The following is a 19,715-nucleotide window of genomic DNA, read 5'->3' as shown; positions in this document are numbered from 1 at the left end:
CCTTGCTTCGTTATTGCTGCTTCGCCAGAGCTTGCTTCACATTTGAGGTGAATGCTGCGGCGCGAATGCCTGTTGGCCGGAAGCCCAGTTTGGTCCACGCTGCCTCGGCCTCCTTGTTCGTGGCGGAATATTCGAGAATCAGCTCTGAAACATTGTGGCTCTCTGCAAACGCGACCAAATCCCGGAGCAACGCCTTAAAAATACCCCGATGCCTGAATTCCGGCTCAACCCATACATCGTCAATCATTCCCGACCTGAACTCCACCGGCTCAGTCTGCGCCCAGATTCCCTGGGTACTCCATACATAAACGTAGCCCATTCCAACCAGCCCCGCCTCGCTACTGTCTGCTACCACCAGGTGTTTATCCTCGTCTTTCAGAGAAGAACTCAACGCCTTGAGGAGCCGTTTGTGTTCGCTCTCCCTGAGGTCCTTTGGCTCGCCCCCTGAGACATGCAGCGCCAGTTTTACCAGGAACTCCACCAACAGCGGGAGATCCTGTTCCCGGCCTTCCCTTATTACGTACTCCTTTTCAGTTTTCTTTCTGCTCATAACCAACTCCTGTGAACCCATCGCGCAGAGCAAACCGAAGAGCAATCGGGGCCGAACTTCGACGTTTTCAGCCAGTGACCAGCGGAAGGCGCTACCAGAAGCTTAGCCTCTCTCCATAACCTCGACAAAAAATCCAGACCCGCAAAGGCGCTTGGCACAGAAGCAGCATCAGGGTAACGTCGATATTACTCATGTCAGGCGGGGCCAACTAACGGTGCTGGTCCCTCGCTCCATGGTGTTGATCTGATCTTTACCGAGGGTTGTTAATGCCTGACAACACGGGTAGCCAAAAGGTTCACAGGGTAGGATTGTGACAAAATTTTTCCTGATTCTTGGGTTGGCACTGGTGATTGCGCTGGTTTCAACCGCCAGCTCCAGTCCAATGCCCATTGAGGAGCGGCTGATCCGGATTCAGGCGGAGGATACACTCCATCAATTCAACGGTATCACAACCGAACCCCCGGAGCTGCAGGCCGCCCTGCTCGATATGGCAGACGACGAGCTGCTGCTGGTGAAAGCCCGGGCCGCCTATCTTCGATACCCCGAAATGACCCGAAAGATCCTGCCCCTTTACGGGGCAGAGGAAGAGTTTCGCATAATCCTTCGGCTATACGGCGAGAACATCCTTCCGCCCATTTACTACTTCCTGAACAGACCGATTGGCTCGATCGAGCTGATGAACACGGCGGCTGACAAGTATCAGGCCGTCAAAAACTTCTTTACTGGCAAGGAGGCGACTTCTGAAAACAAGGCCACCCCCGGGGCCGACAACCTGCTTCCGGCGGAGCGTGGTTGGTATGCGGTGCGTTTCATTCAGGAAGAAGGCCATGATTTCCTGGGCCAGTTTGTCGTCAGTGATCAGGGGAAAATCACCTGGGTAAGAACTGAGCGGGTTCTGGAAAACCTCAACCAGTTTTTTGCCAGCGGAATCCGCAACCTCGAGATCCAGTACCGCACCGGTGAAGAGGTGTCCGCGGAGGACATTGGCTGGGCGTCGATAGACGTGCTCGTTTTCGCCAGTGCCCTGAAGGTACTCCGGGTGGGGCGGGCCGTGGCAGTCTCAACCCGGGGCGCCGCCCGAAGCACTCGCTCCGCAGCCCTCGCTACCCGTCTGGCCAACAGCGGCCGGATGCTCATGAACAGTGCCCGGTACGCCAAATGGCCAGCGATCATAGGTGTTGGCTACCTCGTGGTTTCCCACCCCGGCATCATTAGTGATTTCCTCGCGGAAGTGTCTGAAGTGCTGGGCTATCCGGCCTGGCTGGTGCAGTTCCTGGGCTGGTTGTTGATACTTCTGCCGGCATTGTACATCGGCAGCTGGATATACCGGCTGATCCTGCGGCCCACTATTGTCGTGCTCACTGGGCTGGTGTCCGGGCTATCTCCGCGCCCGGGATATTGAGGATATCGAGGCCTGGCTGATAGGCCTCGGTACGCACATCAAACAGCCCAAGCAGCGTGTGGAATATCCAGTCGTGGTTCATGGTTTGGTCCTTGGCGGCGCGCAGGGCCCCCTCGTTCACCCCGGAAAAGTTGTCGGAGAACCACATCACTGCCGGAACATGGCGCTGAGCATCGGGCGCAATAAACATCGGCAGGCCATGCAGGTACACGTCGAATTCACCCAGGGATTCACCGTGGTCGCTTACATAAAACATTCCAGTTTGAAACCCGCCCGTATTTCGCTTCAGCAAATCGATCACCTTTGACAGGAAAAAGTCGGTGTACAGAATCGCATTGTCATACGCATTATTGATGGATTCCTTGCTGCACTCCTCCAGTTGGTTGGTCTGGCAGACCGGAGTGAACTTCTCAAAAGCCTTGGGATACCGCTTGTAATAGGCGGGCCCGTGGTTGCCCATCTGGTGCAGTACTATCAGGATGTCCCCTTTCGGGTGGGCATCAATGTATTGCTGCAGGTTGGTCAGCATTCCGGTGTCGCGGCATTCTTCACCGTCGCACTCAGGGTTATTTTCTGGCGTCTTGAAATTGCGGTAGGTAATCCGTGTGGCCGTCCCCTTGGAGTCGGAATTATTGTCCAGCCACAGCACGTTCACGCCGGTGCGAGCGAGAATATCCAGCACATTTTCGGTGGCTGCGGCTTTTTGCTCATCGTAGTTCGACGTACCGTACACGGAAAACATGCAAGGTACGGAGGTAGCCGTCGAGGTTCCACATGACCAGAAGTCTGAAAAGCTGATGACATCTTCCTTCGCCAGTTCCGGGTTGGTCTCGCGCTCATACCCATTGAGTGAAAACCGGTCTGCTCTTGCAGTCTCGCCAACCACCATAATCATCAGTTCACGGGAGCCATCCGACGGAGCCGCATGGGCATCCTCGGCGATCATTTTGAATGGCAGACTGCTGCTTTCAATGAAGCTACCGGCAAACTTGACGGTCGAGACAAGGTAGAAAGACGGATTGGCGTAATACCTCAATATTTTATGTTCCCGGATAAAAGAAGCGTAGAAATTGCCAAAGACCACAACGGTGAGCACACCAATACCCAGCGAAATTGACGCCAGTTTGATGGTGGACAGAATATCCCGGCGTACCGTTCCGGTGGTAATCCGAACACGATAGACAAACAACGACGGCAGAATGCCGAGCAAGATCACGTAAATCGCGAGGGTACCGGACATCAGGTCCGACGCTTCAGAGACGTTGGTCTGCGCCACGTTACGCAGCATGTCGGTATCGATCACTGTGTTATAGCTGTCCATGAAATAGGCAGCAAAGGAAGACAGCATCAGGATCGTGATCAACACTGGCTTGGTGGTATAGCGATAACAAACCAGAGAGAAAATGAGAACCAGAGCAGCGCCAAAGACCACCGCCAGGGAGATCAGAAACGCGGCATTACCCGGATTCAGCGGGTAGACATCGACGATGTTCGCAAAAAATGCACGGTTACCAAATGCCATCAGGAATACCGACACCACAACAATCAGTGTCGATTTATTCATGACAAACAGGCTCTGCCAAAAACGTTTCATGCCACCTCAGGTAAATCAAGTTGTTCGCGACGACGGGGCTGCGAAAAGGCCGTAGGCCCCAATATCAGAGAGCGGCAGTGTGGCAGACCAACCTTAATCAAAACTTAAGTGCAGCCAGAACACGCGCTCCGGCGTCGCTGGAAGGGAGTCAGAATACCTTGATGATGCCTGGAGGCCTTTCGCACCGGTGCGAATCGGCTGGTAAATGCCAGTGGAATCGCTGTGCAATATCCCGCCTTCAAACAGGTAGGTGTTTTTCCGTTCGTGTTCTTGCAGCAATAGTCTGTCACATTGAACGGTCGCATGGACCGCATTGGAGAGCCACCGTGAACATTGCCATCTGGTTTGTCCTGATTGGGAGTTTGCTGATCATGATCGGATTGCGGCTATCCATTTTGCAGCGATTCCATCTGACACCAACCCTTGTCTACCTGGCGGTAGGCATTGCCCTGGGACCGACGGTGTTTGGTGCCTTTCATTTCAACCCGCTGAAACAGGCGCATTTTCTGGAGGTGCTGGCCGAAGTTGCGGTACTGCTGTCGCTGTTTATCGCAGGCATGAAGATGCCGGTGCCCTTTCTTTGGCAGGAATGGAAGGCGCCCATCCGACTGGCCTTTGTGTCCATGACGATCAGTGTCGCCCTGACAGCGGCTTTTGGATATTACGTGCTTGGCCTGCCCCTGGGTGGGGCTATTCTGCTGGGCGCCATTCTCGCCCCCACCGATCCGGTGCTGGCGACCGAGGTTCAGGTTCGGCATGTGGGCGATAAAGACCCCTTGCGATTCACACTGACCAGCGAAGCCGGGATGAATGACGGCAGCGCCTTCCCATTTGTCATGCTGGGGCTGGCGCTGATCAGCACACCGGCAAGTTTTGAACTGATGGGCACCTGGGCACTGAAAGACGTTTTATGGTCGACGCTGGCTGCCCTTTTCGTAGGTCTGGTGATGGGGCACGTATTGGCGCAAGTGGTGCAGAAGCAGCGCATCCTCGACAGCGAGCGCCCCCTGCTTGACGATTTTCTCGGCCTGGGCCTGATCGGTGTGGTTTACGGCATGTGCCTGGCGCTTGACGCCTGGGGGTTTCTGGCGGTTTTCGTCGCCGCTATTTCCCTGCGGCAGTCAGAGCTCAGGCAGGCAGGTAAAAACGCTCCCGGTGATACCGCCGATCCCCTGTCAGTATTTCCGGACCCGAGAGGCAGGCCACAGCCACAACTGAGCCCCCAGGTATCGGATGGTTCCCTTATTTTCAAGGAATCTCTGGAGCGGGTGTCGGAACTGGCCCTTGTTCTTTTGCTGGGCGGGATGCTGTTTCTTGATTCCTGGAGCTTCAGAGCCATCGGCCTGGCACTTTTCCTGTTTTTAGTGGTCCGACCGGTCAGTGTTTTCCTCGGTCTGCTTGGTTCCGGAACCCCGTTAAGGTTACAGATGCTGGTGGGCTGGTTCGGCGTACGCGGCATCGGCTCGATCTACTACCTGATGTTCGCCATCGTCTTTGGCCTGCCTGAAGAGCTTTCCGTGGAACTTATCCACATTACGCTGGTTGTTATCGTCCTCTCGATTATCGTCCACGGGCTGACGGTCCGTCCGATGATTCTGAAGTGGTGGAGTTAGCTTTTACTCAAAGCACAAAAATGATTATTAAGCAATCGTAATGCATCTTAACAGGTCGGCATTGGCCTTAAGAATTTAGATAAAAAACCATATCTTTCAGGCATTTCAAGATCCTCAGTGACGCTTCTATCGAACTGACAGCCACTCAAACTGCCCCTCGCGCCTTGAAAGCAGCGCGAATTAACCTAAACGTCCGTAACAGGGACGCGGATAAGTTAACACCGCTCCCAGGCAGCACATTTCATTTATGCCGACAAAGAGAAGGAGCATTCTATGAAAGCTCAACTCACTTCACTTATCGCACTGTCTCTGGCCAGTTCAATGTCGTTGGCAGCGGCCAACTTTACCTTTCAGGATGCCAACGACGACGGCAAGATTTCCAAAGACGAGTACTACAACACCCTGAGCGATTCCGGTATCTACGCCGACTGGGATCTGAACGACGACGGGTTGCTCGACGTTGGTGAATTCGAAGACGTTGGCTTCGACTATGAATTCTCAGAATGGGACGTCGACAACAACGACTATCTGGACGCCGGCGAGCTCTATGATAGCTACTACGACACCTATGACGACAACGAAAACGGTCACTGGGATGCCGGCGAGTGGGACGATGCAGGTGATGAAGGCTTCTTTGACGTCTGATCACCGCTAACCTCATTGCACTCACCATCCCGGTGAGCCAGCGTCCCGGTCACGGGGCCGGGACGCTTCATTCCTCCGCTTCTTATCCGGACACATCACCCGCGTCGGCCTTCTTGGCACGCGCTTCACCATGGAGCAGGCGTTTTCCTTGAGTTATCCGTAAAACACCGACCAAGACGAACGCCTGCAAAAACTGGATAATGGCCGCCATTCATCACAGGCTTTCAAGCCACAGCGCGCCAAATTCTCCGATCCAGGACTCTTTGTAATGGAAATCAACGTCAACTTTCTCGAGAACCTCAGACTTGAAGCCAGGTTTGACGATTTCACGGTCGTAACGGACCAGCCCATCCGCTACAAGGGCGATGGCTCCGCGCCCAGCCCGTTTGATTACTTCCTGGCGTCCTCTGCCCTGTGCGCGGCCTATTTTGTCCGGGTTTACTGCCTGGCCCGGGATATTCCCACCGAGAATATCCGCCTGTCCCAGAACAACATTGTGGATCCCGAGAACCGTTACAACCAGATCTTCAAGATTTCCGTGGAGCTGCCGGAGGACATCTCCGACAAGGACCGGCAGGGCATCCTCCGCTCCATCGACCGCTGCACAGTGAAAAAGGTGGTGCAGACCGGCCCCACCTTCGAGATTGAAACCGTCGAGAACCTGGATGCCGATGCCCAGGCTCTCCTGATGACTCAGCCGGAAGGCGGCACCCAGACGTTTATAGAAGGCAAGGACCTGCCCCTGGAGCAGACCATCGCCAACATGACCGGCATCCTTGAAGAGCTGGGCATGAAGATCGAGATTGCCTCCTGGCGCAACATCGTGCCCCATGTGTGGTCGCTGCATATCCGTGATGCCGCCTCACCCATGTGCTTCACTAATGGCAAGGGTGCCACCAAGGAAAGCGCGCTTTGCTCTGCCCTGGGAGAGTTCATAGAGCGCCTGAGCTGCAACTTCTTTTACAACGACCAGTTCTTCGGGGAAGACATCGCCAACAGCGAGTTTGTCCACTATCCAAACGAAAAGTGGTTCAAGCCCGGCCCCGACGATGAGCTGCCGGAAGGCATCCTGGATGACCACTGCCTGGCCATCTACAACCCGGACGGCGAGCTGTCCGGCTCCAACCTGATCGATACCAACTCCGGGAAGACCGAGCGCGGGATAGTCTCCCTGCCCTTTGTACGCAAGTCAGACGGCGAGGTGGTGTATTTCCCCTCCAACCTGATCGAGAACCTGTTCCTCAGCAATGGCATGAGTGCCGGTAACACCCTGCAAGAGGCAGAGGTTCAGTGCCTCTCGGAGATTTTCGAGAGGGCGGTGAAGAAACAGATTATTGAAGAAGAAATTGCCTTGCCGGACGTGCCCCGGGAAGTACTTGAGAAATACCCGGACATTCTTGAGGGTATCGAAGCCCTCGAAGCCCAGGGCTTCCCGACGCTGGTGAAGGATGCCTCCCTTGGCGGCCAGTTCCCGGTGATGTGCGTTACCCTGATGAACCCGCGAACCGGCGGTGTGTTTGCCTCCTTTGGCGCCCACCCAAGCTTCGAGGTGGCCCTTGAGCGCAGCCTGACCGAGCTGCTTCAGGGCCGCAGCTTCGAAGGCCTCAACGACGTGCCAGCACCCACATTCAACAGCCTGGCAGTCACCGAGCCGAACAACTTCGTGGAGCACTTCATCGACTCCACCGGCGTGGTGTCCTGGCGCTTCTTCAGTGCAAAATCAGACTACGATTTTGTCGAATGGGATTTCTCCGGCACCAACGCCGAGGAAGCCGCGTGCCTGTTCGGCATTCTCGGGGATATGGGCAAGGAAGTGTATGTCGCGGTTTATGAGGAGCTAGGCGCGCCGGTCTGCAGGATCCTCGTTCCGGGCTATTCCGAGGTGTACCCGGTGGAAGACCTGATCATGGACAACACCAACATGGCCCTGGACTACCGGAAAGACATTCTTAACCTGCACCGCCTGAGCGACGAGCAACTGGCCGACCTGGTGGAACGCCTTGAAGCGAGCCAGCTGGACAACTACATGACAATCATCACCCTGATTGGCGTGGAGTTTGACGAGAACACGATCTGGGGCCAGCTCACCATCCTGGAGCTGAAGATCCTGATCTGTCTCGCCCTGCAGTGGCACGAGGAAGCGCTGGAGTTCGTGGACATGTTCCTGCAGTTCAACGACAACACCGTTGAGCGGGGTCTGTTCTACCGGGCGATGTATGCCGTTCTGGAAGTCACCCTTGATGAAGAGATGGAGCTGGATGACTACATCACCAACTTCACTCGCATGTTCGGTGAAAAAACCATGGCAGCGGTTGTCGGCTCAGTGGATGGTTCCGTAAGGTTCCATGGTCTTGAACCAACCAACATGCAGCTGGAAGGACTGGAGAAACATCAGCGGCTGATCGAAAGCTACCGAAAGCTGCATCACGCCCGGGCAGCCAGGGCAGGCCTGGCGTAAAGAATTCTGCTGATTGATGGCAAACCTGCGGCCGTCACCGCCTGCGTTACGCCGGTACGCTTGACCCTTCAGCCTGATCCTCTTTGCTGGCCGCCAGAACTCGAACCCGTTCGAAATCCTCCTCGGTGAACACCCCGTTCACCCCGGAGATGGCGGCCAGCTTCATGCCATGTTTCAGGCCCAGCTTGTAGATCTCCCGCACCTTCTCCCATTCAATGTTGCGGCCCAGGGTGAAATTCTCGAAGCGCCCTTCGAGGGCCAGCACGATGGTTTCCGCCAGGCAGGCATAGGCGATGCCTTTGGGCAGACCAATATCCTTCATGCGCACCTCGCCCGGTAACTGGATCTCGCCGGATTCGATCACCAGCACATCCGGGCGTTTCGCCACATCTTCCGCCGGGATATCGAGGGGCCGGGCCACGTCGGTAATCACGCACCCGGGCTTTACCTTCATGATATCGAGAATGCGTTTTCCGGCACCGGAAGTGGCGGTCACGATCATGTCCATGTCGGCCAGGTCACGCTCGGCTGAGCCCGCCACATGCACAATGGCGCCGGGGGTTTCCTGCTCGATGCTTTCCTTCAGGGCGAGCAGTTTTGCCGGCTCCGGCGCGGCCAGGTAGATCTCGTCCACCGCCTTTGCCAGCAAACGGGCGCAGACAGACCCAATGGCTCCCGTGGCGCCCACCACCATGGCCTTGCCGGCGGCTTTACCGCTGGGACCGATACTGACCCGCCCTATTTTCTTCATGGCGTCGTGGGCAGCCCAGAGGGCGCCGGAGGCACTGTAGCTGTTGCCGGTGGTAATCGGCAGCGGCGCCCGCTTGGCCACCGTAATCCCCGCATCTCCCACGACCTTGGTAAACGCACCAAGGCCCATGATCTGGGCTCCGAGTTCCTTCGCCAGCTTTGCCGCCTGCAGCAGGCGCGCGTAGGTAAATTCCGGCCCATGGGCCATGATTTCCCTCGGCGTACCGCCCACCGTAATCAGCCAGCCCTCCACCTCATCACCGGTCGGCGAATGAACCCCCGATACTTTTGAATAGATAAACGGCGGAGTATAGGCCACGGCCTTTTCGACCAGGTTCATCACCACCGGCGGTGAGACATTGGCAATCCAGTCCAGAGGCGGTGTTTTGGTGAGATACTGCTGCGACAGGGGGTGGATGACAAAGGCGAAGCGATTTACCCGGCGATAACCATTCGGGTAAAGGATCCGGGGCTCAATCCCCAGGCTCTGGATCACATCCAGGTAATCATCCGGCCCAAGCTGTTCCGGCGTGCGGGAAAGCGCGGCGCTGATCATGGCTTCCATCACATTCACGCCCACCGGGCGGCCCTCCAGCCAGGGGCTGTAATCCACCACCATGGCCACGTTCCTGGAACGCATCCAGTCGAGGGACGACTCGGCAACACGGGAGGTGATCACGGTTTTGCCATCCAGCTCTTTCCGGGTGAAATGCTCCAGATCTCCGATAGCCGCCACAATCACATGGGCTTCGGCCACTGCGTGATGCAGTGAACCCTTAACCAGACCCTCACCGAGACGATAGAGCGGCGTGCGCAGAAGCGCCTCGATGGTTTTAACCGCCACGGGGTGGAACATCAGGGGGGCGGTCAGCGAGGTGTAGGTTTCAAGCTGATTCAGCGATGTCAGCAGCCTTGGCACGCCGAAATCGTTGTAGGGGTCGGCGAAGAACAGGTTTTCCGTGTGTTCAGAGAGCGCCCGGGCAATGCGATAGCCTGCCTGGCCATTCATGAACAGTACCCGGGCGTTGTCGAAAAAATGCCCCAGCTCGGACTGGGTATGGCGCACTGCCCACTCCTGCAGAATACCCCGCAGGCCCGCGCCGGTGGTGACTGGCTTATCCGGAACGCAGGCCTCCAGGCGGGCAGTGTCCGGATGCTCAAGCTGCTCCCGGCCCACCTCGTAGTGATCGTGGATCATGCTCAGCCCGATGGCGTCTGCCTGAACGTGAACCGATTCAAGCACCGCTTCCGCGCGCGCCAGATCGCCGTCCGTGCCGATCCGGATTATACGAAATGGCTGGCCCAGAAATTCGGTTTCCAGATCGTAATCGTATTCTGCAGATCCCTGGCTCACACTGACAACGGTCTTCATATTCAGGCCTTTCCTTTTCCTGTGGTTATCACCTACAGCCTAATTCACAACACTGCTTTCTGCCTTAGCCCAGATCAAATTCCATGGCACCATTCAGCGTCTACAATGAAAGACAGCCCGAGCGCACATTCAGACGGCAACGACTTTATTCAGGAGCGCACTATGACCATTCAGGAAGAACTGAACGCCACCGTCCGGGAACTGGTTCAGCCCGGCAAGGGTATTCTCGCGGCGGATGAGAGCCACCCCACCATTGCCAAGCGTTTCAAGGCCGTGGGTGTCGAGTCCAGCGAACAAAAGCGCCGGGAATACCGCAGCCTGATCTTTTCCGCAGCGGGCCTGGGTGAGTCGGTAAGTGGTGTTATTCTGTTCGAGGAGACCCTCGGCCAGAACAGTCTGGACGATGTACCCATGCCCCGATTGCTTGCCAGCCAGGGCATCGTGCCGGGCATCAAGGTGGATAAGGGCAAGCAGCCTCTGGTTAATGCGCCCGGTGACGAGATTACGGTGGGCCTTGATGGCCTGGAAGACCGCCTGGAAATCTATAAGAATCAGGGCGCCCGGTTTGCCAAATGGCGAAATGTATTCCACATCTCCGACATCCTTCCCTCGCGCCAGGCCGTGGAAGCGAATGCCGAGGTTCTCGCACGCTATGCGGCCATATGCCAGTCACTGGGCATTGTGCCCATCGTGGAGCCGGAGGTGCTGATAGACGGCAACCACACGATCGAGCGGAGCGCAGACGTCAGCGGGGAAGTGTTGAGAGAGGTCTTCCACGCGCTCTACCGGCACAAAGTCGAGCTGACGCAGATGATCCTGAAACCGAGTATGGTCACCCCCGGCCAGGAAAGCCCGAAGGCGTCTCCTGAAGAGGTGGCGACAGCAACCCTCAAGGTCTTTCAGCGTGTGGTGCCGGCGGCCGTTCCGGGCATCTTCTTTCTGTCGGGTGGCCAGACTCCCGAGGAGGCCACCGCCAACCTGAACGCCATGAACAGTCAAGGCCCACAACCCTGGGCGCTGAGCTTTTCCTATGGCCGTGCGCTCCAGGAGCCGGCCCAGAAAGCCTGGGCCGGCAACCTGGACAACGGCCCGGATGCCCAGGCCGCGATGCTCAAGCGGGCGCGACTGAACGGGGCCGCGCGGGCGGGCACCTACCGGCCGGAAATGGAAGACTGAATCCGGCCGGCCTTCTGTTCAGGCGCCGCTTCGGGCTGCTGAATCACTGGCAGCCAGAGACGCAACTTGCCGAGCCATCAAATGCCATGGTGCGACCACTGAGCGGCACGTAAACCGGCACCTTAACCGACGCCTGGAACAGCGCTGTACGGGTGCCCTCCTGAACCTTGCCACCGGAGGTAGCCGGCTCATTGGCATGGGATGGGATCACCGCCTTGGGTTGCACCAGATCGTTGATCACATAGGCCGCCTGGGTCGGTCCGGTGGTGTAGGTGTCGCCAATGTTCATGACCGCCAGCTCCGCCTTGTAGTGGTCTTTCACCACCAACTCCTGCTCAGCGGTAATGCCGGTATCCCCTGACAGGTACACCACCAGGCCATTGGAGAATTCCAGCACATAGCCAGTGGGCGGCCCAACGCTGGCAGCGACACCGGCGGCTTTCAGATGTTCCGCCAGCGGCCCGGTCAGGAACGCGGGAGAAACACCGTTACTGTGCACCGCAGGCACGGTGGTGATGGCAACGCCACCCACTTCCCGCTCGCCACCAAAACGCACCAGCATTGAATTGGCGGGGTCACCGCCAGCATTCTTCAGCTTGGCGGCAAAGAACGCCGGCATCTCGCTGCCCGTTACAATCTTCGCGTTATTTTGTACGGCGATATCGATGGTGTTGGACTGCGGCAATGTGGAGACATCGGTGGCCGGCGAGGCGCAGGTACCCTGATTGGTCTTGCTGATTCGCTGGTCTCCTATATGGTCTCCGTGCATGTGGGACACGAGGATGATATCAACCTTGCCCAGCCTGGGATCGTCGGGTCCGGCGACGGTTCGCCCGGCATCGTAAAGAATGCGGGTGCCATTGGGGTCTTCAAAGACCAGTGCGCGGTCGCGGCTGCAGAATTCGCCATCATGGCTGCCCAGCGGAGTGACTTTCACCACATGGTCATCGGCAACGGCCGGCAGCGCTGCGCCCAGCAACAGACAGGCAGAGGCCCCCGCCATGGCGACGGTGCTTCGGAACAATCCTTGAGACATATTATTCGTCCTCCCACTTGTTTTATTGTTCATACCCACACTGATACGAACGTTAGCGCTCTTAGTACCAGTGTAGTCAGCGAGAAGAAGAATTTTCGATGCAGACGGATCAGGCCGCGCGGGAATCCGTAATCGACACCGGTTGCTCCAGACACGCCAGCATGGGCGCCACCTGGCGGATCTTGCGGGCGTCGGGCCAGAGGGCTTCCGCTTCGGCAAAGCCCTGGCGCAGAAAGTTGAGCCATTGCTTGATGCGGCCCGTCACATAGCGGTCTTCCAGCCAGCCCTGGAGCACGGTGGCGTACTCACGAACCAGGGCCACCGCTTCCGGCCAGGTCATATCCGGTACCGTTATGCCCTGCTGGCTGGCCTTGATCTGGCGGGCCAGGTCTGGCCGGGCGATCAGGCCGCGGCCAATCATCACATCCTCGCAGCCCGAAACTTCACGGCAGCGCCAGTAATCGGCGACAGACCAGATCTCACCATTGGCGATGATACGGGTATTCACAGCTTCCCGGGCCCGGGCGATTTCCTCCCAGTAGGCAGGCGGTTTGTAACCATCCACCTTGCTGCGGGCATGGATAACGATCTCTTCCGCGCCTGCGGCCTCGAGGGCCTGGGCGCAGGCAACGCCCATGGACCGATCGTCATAACCCAAACGCATTTTCGCGGTAACCGGCACTGCCGCCGGCACAGCCTGGCGGACTGCCGTCACAATCTCGTGCATCAGCTCGGGCTCGCGCATCAACACGCAACCACCCTTGTGCTTGTTGACGGTCTTGGCGGGGCAGCCGAAATTGATATCCACCTGGGTCGCGCCCAGTTCCGCGGCCCGCACGCCATGGCGGGCCATCTGTTGCGGGTCCGAGCCCAGCAACTGGACGGCCACCGGTGTGCCCACTTCGGTGAGTGACTGATTGTGCAGTTCCGGGGCGTATTTGTAGAACACCCTGGGCGGGAGCATGCCGTGGGTCACGCGAACAAATTCGGTTACGCACCGGTCAATGCCACCGACTCTGGTCAGTGTTTCACGGATGGGTGCGTCGACCAGCCCTTCCATCGGGGCGAGGATGATTCGCATGAGTGCTCCAGCAACGAGGGTCTGTTCAGGGAAAGGCTGTTCAAAAATCAGCCGGAGCGGATTGTAAGGAATTTGGCGGGAAGTTGGTAGACGGGCACCCCGTTACCGGGGTGCCCATTTACTGACTGGCAGGTCTTACTTGACGTCGAAGCGATCGGCGTTCATGACCTTGGTCCAGGCAGCAACAAAGTCCTTCACGAACTTCTCTTCGTTGTCGTCCTGGGCGTACAGCTCTGCGTAGGCACGCAGGATGGAGTTGGAACCGAACACCAGATCAACCCGGGTCGCGGTGAACTTGGTGTTGCCATTCTTGCGATCCACGATGTTGTACGAGTTCTTGCCGGTTGGCTCCCAGCGGTTCGCCATATCGGTCAGGTTCACGAAGAAATCATTGGTCAACTGGCCGACGCGATCCGTGAAAACGCCGTGCTTGGTGCCGCCATGGTTGGTGCCGAGCACCCGCAGGCCACCGAGCAGAACGGTCATTTCCGGTGCGGTCAGGCCCATCAACTGGGCGCGGTCCAGAAGCATCTCTTCCGGCTTGACCACATAGTCCTTCTTCTGCCAGTTGCGGAAGCCATCAGACAACGGCTCAAGCGGCTCGAACGACTCGGCATCGGTCATTTCGTCGGAGGCATCGCCACGGCCCTTCAGGAAGGGAACATGAACGTCATGGCCGGCGGCCTTTGCAGCCATCTCGATACCCAGGTTGCCACCCAGCACAATCACGTCAGCCATGCTGGCGCCAGTGTCGGCAGAGATCTTCTCGTACACCTTCAGCACCCTGGCCAGACGATCCGGCTCATTGCCTTCCCAGTCTTTCTGGGGAGCCAGACGGATTCGGGCACCATTGGCACCGCCGCGCATGTCAGAACCCCGGAAGGTGCGGGCGCTGTCCCAGGCGGTGCAGACCAGTTCATTCAGGCTCACACCGGCTTCGGCGATCTTCTCCTTGACCACTTCCTCAATGTAATTGGTCTCACCCTGGGGGACCGGATCCTGCCAGATCAGGTCTTCGGCTGGCACGTCCGGACCGATGTACCGTGACTTCGGCCCCATATCCCGGTGAGTCAGCTTGAACCAGGCACGGGCGAAGCAGTCCTTGAAGTATTCCGGGTCGGCCATGAATTTTTCGCAGATCGGCCGGAATGCCGGATGCATCTTCATGGCCATGTCGGCGTCGGTCATCATCGGCATGCGACGGACTGACGGATCAGTCGCATCAACCGGCATATCCTCCTCTTTGATATCGATCGGTTCCCACTGATTTGCACCCGCCGGACTCTTGGTCTGCCGCCATTCGTAGCCGAACAGAAGATCGAAATACCCCATATCGAACTGAGTCGGGTTGGTGGTCCAGGCGCCTTCCAGCCCTGAGGTTATTGCATTGGCGGCTTTGCCCTGCAGGTTCGGGTTGTGCCAGCCGAGCCCCTGTTCATTAACGTCCGCAGCTTCCGGCTCGGCACCAAGGGCATCGGCATTGCCGTTACCATGGGTCTTACCAACCGTATGGCCGCCGGCCGTCAAGGCCGCAGTCTCCTCGGCATCCATGGCCATTCGGGCGAAGGTTTCCAGTACCTGGTCACCGCTCTTGATCGGGTCAGACTTGCCATTAACGCCTTCCGGGTTAACGTAGATCAGACCCATCTGAACCGCAGCAAGCGGATTCTCCATAGTGTTGGGCTTATCAACGTCTTCGTAGCGGCTATCAGACGGGGCCAACCACTCTTTTTCGGCACCCCAGTAGATATCTTTTTCCGGGTGCCAAATGTCCTCACGGCCGTAGGAAAAGCCGAAGGTCTTGAAACCCATGGATTCGTAGGCAACGTTGCCGGCCAGGATAAACAGGTCGGCCCAGCTAACCTTGTTGCCGTATTTTTTCTTCAGCGGCCACAGCAGACGGCGGGCCTTGTCGAGGTTGCCGTTATCGGGCCAGGAGTTGAGCGGAGCGAAACGCTGGTTACCGGTGCCGGCACCGCCACGACCATCCGCCAGACGATAGGTACCCGCAGCGTGCCAGGCCAGACGGATCATCAGGCCGCCATAGTGACCCCAGTCGGCAGGCCACCAGTCCTGGCTGTTGGTCATCAGCTCATGCATGTCCTTTTCAAGCGCTTCGTAATCGAGTTTTCTGACTTCTTCGCGGTAGTCGAAATCCTCACCCAGGGGATTGGTTTTGTGGTCGTGCTGATGAAGGATGTCAAGATTGAGGTTTTCCGGCCACCAGGCGGTCACATCCGCCTTGTCCTGCGTGTTCGAGCCATGCATGACGGGGCATTTTCCACCTGCGCTGTTGTTGTCTGTCATTTCTCTCTCCTCATTGGGTTTGGCAAAACGACACTGCTTCGAATTCGGCACATCTAACTATAGAACACAGCCAATACTCTGCTCTGAGTATTTCTTATATCCGGAATAGCGTGTGCCTATGGGGTTTACCGTAGACAAAATCGAGGTCTTTCCGGTTACTGGGCACACGCGTAATCGCTTGAATAATCCGCCAGAATTCCGAGGACATCGGGCCAGGCGAACGACCGATTGAGTGAGAACACAGCTGACATGGACCTGCTCCTGCCTAACGAGAACAGCGTCACTTTAGCTCGGGGCCGGCAAAGCAATACAATTAATTAAAAATACATTTGTGAAAGTTTTTATTTATGGAAGGCGTGTTCGACTGATCAAAGCCGATCTATTGAAGAGAACTTGCCGGCATCATCAAACAGGATGCGGAAACTGCCGCGTATGCCATCGCGAAGATAGAAGCGGGAAAGGATACGGGCCGGGAAGCGGACGGAACGCCCGTCCCGGGCCGTGGTGTGAACATCGGAGGCAACGCCCTGATAGAGTTTGATCCACTCATCAGGGCTGATGCTGATATCCACAATGATCTGCTGCATCTTATGCTGACCTTTTTGTCGGATTACGGCTTCGCCTAATCCGACCTACCTTGAGTTGTAGGTCGGATTAGCCAACGGCGTAATCCGACACAGGACTGGCTCCTGGCCTCAGTTCGCCAGTTCCAGTTGTAGGTCGGGTTAGCCAACGGCGTAATCCGACACAGAACCGGCTCGGGGCCTCAGTTCGCCAGCTCCAGCAGCAGACGGTTCAGGCGGGTGACATAGGCACCCGGGTCAGAAAGCTGTTCACCGCTGGCCAAGGTAGCCTGGTCGAGCAGAACCGCCGAGAGCTCGCTGAACCGCTCTTCGCCCTTCTCGCTTTCGAGGCGTTGAACCAGCGGATGGTCCACATTGATTTCAAAGATCGGCTTGCTGTCCGGCACCTTCTGGCCGGCGGCCTCCATGATCTTCTTCATCTGCGCGCCCATGTCGAAGTCACCCACCACCAGACAGGCCGGTGAATCGGTCAGCCGGTTGGTAACTCGCACTTCCTGGACCCGATCGCTCAGCGCGTTCTTGATGCGCTCAAGCAGGGCCTTGTGCTCCTCGGCGGCCTCTTCTTTGTGCTTCTTGTCTTCCTCGGTCTCGACTTCTCCCAGGTCCAGGTCACCACGGGCCACATCCTGGAACTGCTTGCTGTCATATTCGCTGAGATAACCCATCATCCACTCGTCGATGCGGTCAGACAGAATCAGTACCTCAATACCCTTCTTGCGGAACACCTCCAGGTGCGGGCTGCTCTTGGCGGCAGTGAAGTTGTCGGCAGTGATGCAGTAGATCTTCTTCTGGCCGTCCCTCATCCGGCCGATGTAATCGTCCAGAGACACATTCTGGGTGCTCTCACCGGTATGAGTGGAGGCAAAACGCAGCAGGCCGGCAATCTTCTCGCGGTTGCTGAAGTCCTCGGCCGGGCCTTCCTTCAGTACCGTGCCGAACTCGCCCCAGAACTTCTGGTATTGCCCGGGGTCTTTCTTCGCCAGTTTAGAGAGCATGTCCAGAACCCGCTTGGTGACAGCGGTACGGATGCTTTCCACGGTGCTATCGTTCTGCAGGATCTCCCGGGACACGTTCAGGGACAGATCGTTGGAATCAATCACGCCCTTGGCGAACCGCAAGTACAGCGGCAGGAACTGCTCAGCGTCGTCCATGATGAACACACGCTGCACGTACAGCTTCAGGCCGCGGGGTGCTTCCCGGTTGTACATATCAAACGGCGCGCGGGCCGGGATATACAGCAGGCTGGTGTAATCCAGCTTGCCTTCCACCTTATTGTGGGACCAGGTCAGCGGGTCTTCAAAATCGTGGGCGATGTGCTTGTAGAACTCCTTGTACTCCTCGTCCTTGATCTCGGTACGCGGGAGCGTCCAGAGCGCTGTCGCATCGTTGACGGTTTCGTAATCGTCCTTCTTCTCTTCTCCTTCCTCGGCTTCGGCTTTCATCACCACCGGGAAGGAGATATGATCCGAGTACTTCTTCACCAGACTGCGGAGTTTCCAACCATTGGCAAATTCCTTGGCGTCTGATTTGAGATGCAGGACGATCTGGGTACCGCGATTTTCCCGATTGACCTGCTCAATGGAAAACTCGCCGTCGCCCTTGGACTCCCAATGCACACCCTCTTCCGCCGGTGCACCGGCACGGCGGGTAAACACATCCACCTTATCGGCCACGATAAACGATGAGTAGAAACCGACACCGAACTGACCGATCAGCTTGCTGTCCTTTTTCTCGTCGCCGGAAAGCTGCTGGAGGAATTCGGCGGTACCGGAACGGGCAATGGTGCCCAGGTTCTGGATGACGTCGTCACGGGTCATGCCGATGCCGTTGTCGGTCAAGGTAACGGTATTCGCCTCTTCGTCAAAATCCAGACGAATCTTCAGCTCAGGATCGCTTTCATACAGGCTGTCATCCTTCAAAGCCGCGAAGCGAAGTTTGTCTTCAGCATCTGAAGCGTTGGAAATCAGTTCGCGAAGAAAAATTTCCTTGTTGGAGTACAAGGAATGAATCATCAGGTGAAGCAGTTGCTTCACTTCAGTCTGGAATCCAAGCGTCTCTTTATTGGCTTCAACCGTCATGGTGTTTATGTCTCCTGCTTTTTACATTCGGAGTAGTGGCGTGGTTGGGCAGGCCTTTGTTTTGGAAAGGCCTGCCCAACCACTCCACCCGGCTATCGAGTTTGTGTTGAACAGGAAATGGGGACGAGGACGGGCATTTCAAGCCCCGAAAACGCCTGAAACTCAGTCCTCTAACAGAAAATGAGCTCGGGCAGTCGCTATTGGTTGCGAACGGGATTTCTGCCAGGCGGTGACCATCACATTGGCAACGCGGTTGCCCTGGCGGGTCAGCCGGCATTCGGCGTAGGTTTCGCGGTTGAGGCCCGCCCGGAGGTAATCCAGGGAGAAGTCGACGATGCGGGGCATGCGCAGACTTTCCTGGGACATGATCAGGTAGATGTTGGCGGACATCTCCATGAAGCCACCAATCACACCACCGTGGATGGCCGGCAGGATTGGATTACCGAGATTTGAATCCTTGCAAGGCAGTCGGAATATCAGGTCGTCGCCGAAGCGCTCGCACTGCAGGCCAATCCAGGCGGCGTAGGGAATGCTCTGAAGCATCCGGCTGAAGTCGCCGGTTTCCTGGGTATAGCGGAGGATTTCAGGATCGGTCATTCTTCACCTCCTGTAATCAGGTCCCGGTAATGTTTCGGGCTGGCATCCTTCCCGATACGCATGAAGGTGGCCACGCAGTTGGCAATGGTTTCACCGCCCTCCTGATAGGCCTCACAGCGGGTAAAAATGATGTTCCGGGTTACCCTGTAGGTTTCAGCCCTTGCATAGACCGGCATCCGGGGCTGGGCCGGGCGCATGTAGTCCACACGCAGGTCCAGCGTTGGACAGAGTTCAAAATCTTCCAGGCCACACAGGATCACGCAGCCGGAGGTGGTATCCATCAGCGTGGTGATGGCCCCGCCATGAATTACGCCGGTGTCCGGGTTACCGATAATCCGGTCGCTGTATGGCAGGCAGAGGGTCAGGCTGCCTTTCGTGGCCTCGGTAACCGTGAGGCCGAGTTCGTTTGCCTGGTTGAGCGTTTCGATGAAACGGGTAACCCGTTTCCGCCGGATGTCATCGTTCATTCAGG

General features: G+C 57.1%; 15 protein-coding genes. 5 read left to right on the top strand and 10 right to left on the bottom strand.

The window, feature by feature from the left end; all coding sequences use genetic code 11:
* Positions 1–10: 10 nt before the first annotated feature.
* Positions 11–550, bottom strand: a complete 540-nt coding sequence (locus msub_RS01560; protein ID WP_048494399.1) for a GNAT family N-acetyltransferase — start codon at positions 548–550, stop codon at positions 11–13.
* Positions 551–860: 310 nt separating this feature from the next.
* On the opposite strand from msub_RS01560, the gene msub_RS01555 reads away from it, so the two are divergent.
* Complete coding sequence (locus msub_RS01555; RefSeq protein ID WP_048494398.1) at positions 861–1,952, top strand: hypothetical protein; 1,092 nt, start codon at positions 861–863, stop codon at positions 1,950–1,952.
* Here the strand turns inward: msub_RS01555 and msub_RS01550 are convergent.
* A complete protein-coding gene (locus tag msub_RS01550) occupies positions 1,909–3,546 on the bottom strand; it encodes a phosphoethanolamine transferase (protein ID WP_048494397.1) in 1,638 nt (545 codons plus the stop codon). The two genes, msub_RS01555 and msub_RS01550, sit on opposite strands and share 44 nt — an antisense overlap.
* Before the next feature lie 326 nt (positions 3,547–3,872).
* On the opposite strand from msub_RS01550, the gene msub_RS01545 reads away from it, so the two are divergent.
* The 3 genes from msub_RS01545 to msub_RS01535 all read left to right on the top strand — a co-directional run bounded on the left by msub_RS01545 (position 3,873) and on the right by msub_RS01535 (position 8,262).
* Positions 3,873–5,159 carry a cation:proton antiporter gene (locus tag msub_RS01545; RefSeq protein WP_048494396.1) on the top strand — a complete coding sequence of 429 codons (1,287 nt, stop codon included), beginning with the start codon at positions 3,873–3,875 and terminating at the stop codon, positions 5,157–5,159.
* Positions 5,160–5,432: 273 nt separating this feature from the next.
* Positions 5,433–5,804 (top strand): hypothetical protein, encoded by a 372-nt coding sequence (locus msub_RS01540; protein WP_048494395.1) that lies wholly within the window; start codon positions 5,433–5,435, stop codon positions 5,802–5,804.
* A 268-nt stretch (positions 5,805–6,072) separates the two neighbouring features.
* Positions 6,073–8,262 (top strand): OsmC domain/YcaO domain-containing protein, encoded by a 2,190-nt coding sequence (locus msub_RS01535; RefSeq protein WP_048494394.1) that lies wholly within the window; start codon positions 6,073–6,075, stop codon positions 8,260–8,262.
* Between the two features lie 46 nt (positions 8,263–8,308).
* On the opposite strand, the gene msub_RS01530 is transcribed toward msub_RS01535, so the two are convergent.
* Positions 8,309–10,384, bottom strand: a complete 2,076-nt coding sequence (locus tag msub_RS01530) for a dehydrogenase (protein WP_048494393.1) — start codon at positions 10,382–10,384, stop codon at positions 8,309–8,311.
* A gap of 162 nt (positions 10,385–10,546) precedes the next feature.
* Between msub_RS01530 and msub_RS01525 the strand changes: the two genes are divergently transcribed.
* On the top strand, positions 10,547–11,560 hold the full coding sequence (locus tag msub_RS01525; RefSeq protein WP_048494392.1) for a class I fructose-bisphosphate aldolase: 1,014 nt from the start codon (positions 10,547–10,549) through the stop codon (positions 11,558–11,560).
* Between the two features lie 43 nt (positions 11,561–11,603).
* Here the strand turns inward: msub_RS01525 and msub_RS01520 are convergent, their stop codons facing one another.
* The 7 genes from msub_RS01520 to msub_RS01490 all read right to left on the bottom strand — a co-directional run bounded on the left by msub_RS01520 (position 11,604) and on the right by msub_RS01490 (position 19,710).
* Complete coding sequence (locus tag msub_RS01520) at positions 11,604–12,596, bottom strand: MBL fold metallo-hydrolase (RefSeq protein WP_082146376.1); 993 nt, start codon at positions 12,594–12,596, stop codon at positions 11,604–11,606.
* Between the two features lie 109 nt (positions 12,597–12,705).
* Positions 12,706–13,677, bottom strand: a complete 972-nt coding sequence (locus msub_RS01515) for a tRNA dihydrouridine synthase (RefSeq protein WP_048494390.1) — start codon at positions 13,675–13,677, stop codon at positions 12,706–12,708.
* Between the two features lie 135 nt (positions 13,678–13,812).
* On the bottom strand, positions 13,813–15,984 hold the full coding sequence (gene katG, locus msub_RS01510; RefSeq protein WP_048494389.1) for a catalase/peroxidase HPI: 2,172 nt from the start codon (positions 15,982–15,984) through the stop codon (positions 13,813–13,815).
* Positions 15,985–16,352: 368 nt separating this feature from the next.
* The gene (locus msub_RS01505; RefSeq protein WP_048494388.1) at positions 16,353–16,571 is read right to left on the bottom strand and encodes a DUF2835 domain-containing protein; all 219 of its coding nucleotides are present in this window, start codon (positions 16,569–16,571) and stop codon (positions 16,353–16,355) included.
* 179 nt (positions 16,572–16,750) lie between these two features.
* Positions 16,751–18,646: a molecular chaperone HtpG gene (htpG, locus tag msub_RS01500; protein ID WP_048494387.1), complete on the bottom strand. Its 1,896-nt coding sequence runs from the start codon at positions 18,644–18,646 to the stop codon at positions 16,751–16,753.
* 162 nt (positions 18,647–18,808) lie between these two features.
* Positions 18,809–19,243, bottom strand: a complete 435-nt coding sequence (locus msub_RS01495) for a PaaI family thioesterase (protein WP_048494386.1) — start codon at positions 19,241–19,243, stop codon at positions 18,809–18,811.
* A complete protein-coding gene (locus tag msub_RS01490; protein WP_048494385.1) occupies positions 19,240–19,710 on the bottom strand; it encodes a PaaI family thioesterase in 471 nt (156 codons plus the stop codon). The genes msub_RS01495 and msub_RS01490 overlap by 4 nt, the downstream gene beginning before the upstream one ends.
* Between the last annotated feature and the right edge of the window lie 5 nt (positions 19,711–19,715).

Source organism: Marinobacter subterrani (assembly GCF_001045555.1).
GTDB lineage: Bacteria > Pseudomonadota > Gammaproteobacteria > Pseudomonadales > Oleiphilaceae > Marinobacter > Marinobacter subterrani.
This window is presented reverse-complemented; position numbering and strand designations above follow the sequence as displayed.

Coding starts and splice junctions, on each gene's coding strand:
- msub_RS01560 (WP_048494399.1), bottom strand. CDS start 550: ATGAGCAGAAAGAAAACTGAAAAGGAGTACGTAATAAGGGAAGGCCGG.
- msub_RS01550 (WP_048494397.1), bottom strand. CDS start 3,546: ATGAAACGTTTTTGGCAGAGCCTGTTTGTCATGAATAAATCGACACTG.
- msub_RS01540 (WP_048494395.1), top strand. CDS start 5,433: ATGAAAGCTCAACTCACTTCACTTATCGCACTGTCTCTGGCCAGTTCA.
- msub_RS01535 (WP_048494394.1), top strand. CDS start 6,073: ATGGAAATCAACGTCAACTTTCTCGAGAACCTCAGACTTGAAGCCAGG.
- msub_RS01530 (WP_048494393.1), bottom strand. CDS start 10,384: ATGAAGACCGTTGTCAGTGTGAGCCAGGGATCTGCAGAATACGATTAC.
- msub_RS01525 (WP_048494392.1), top strand. CDS start 10,547: ATGACCATTCAGGAAGAACTGAACGCCACCGTCCGGGAACTGGTTCAG.
- msub_RS01520 (WP_082146376.1), bottom strand. CDS start 12,596: ATGTCTCAAGGATTGTTCCGAAGCACCGTCGCCATGGCGGGGGCCTCT.
- msub_RS01515 (WP_048494390.1), bottom strand. CDS start 13,677: ATGCGAATCATCCTCGCCCCGATGGAAGGGCTGGTCGACGCACCCATC.
- katG (WP_048494389.1), bottom strand. CDS start 15,984: ATGACAGACAACAACAGCGCAGGTGGAAAATGCCCCGTCATGCATGGC.
- msub_RS01505 (WP_048494388.1), bottom strand. CDS start 16,571: ATGCAGCAGATCATTGTGGATATCAGCATCAGCCCTGATGAGTGGATC.
- htpG (WP_048494387.1), bottom strand. CDS start 18,646: ATGACGGTTGAAGCCAATAAAGAGACGCTTGGATTCCAGACTGAAGTG.
- msub_RS01495 (WP_048494386.1), bottom strand. CDS start 19,243: ATGACCGATCCTGAAATCCTCCGCTATACCCAGGAAACCGGCGACTTC.
- msub_RS01490 (WP_048494385.1), bottom strand. CDS start 19,710: ATGAACGATGACATCCGGCGGAAACGGGTTACCCGTTTCATCGAAACG.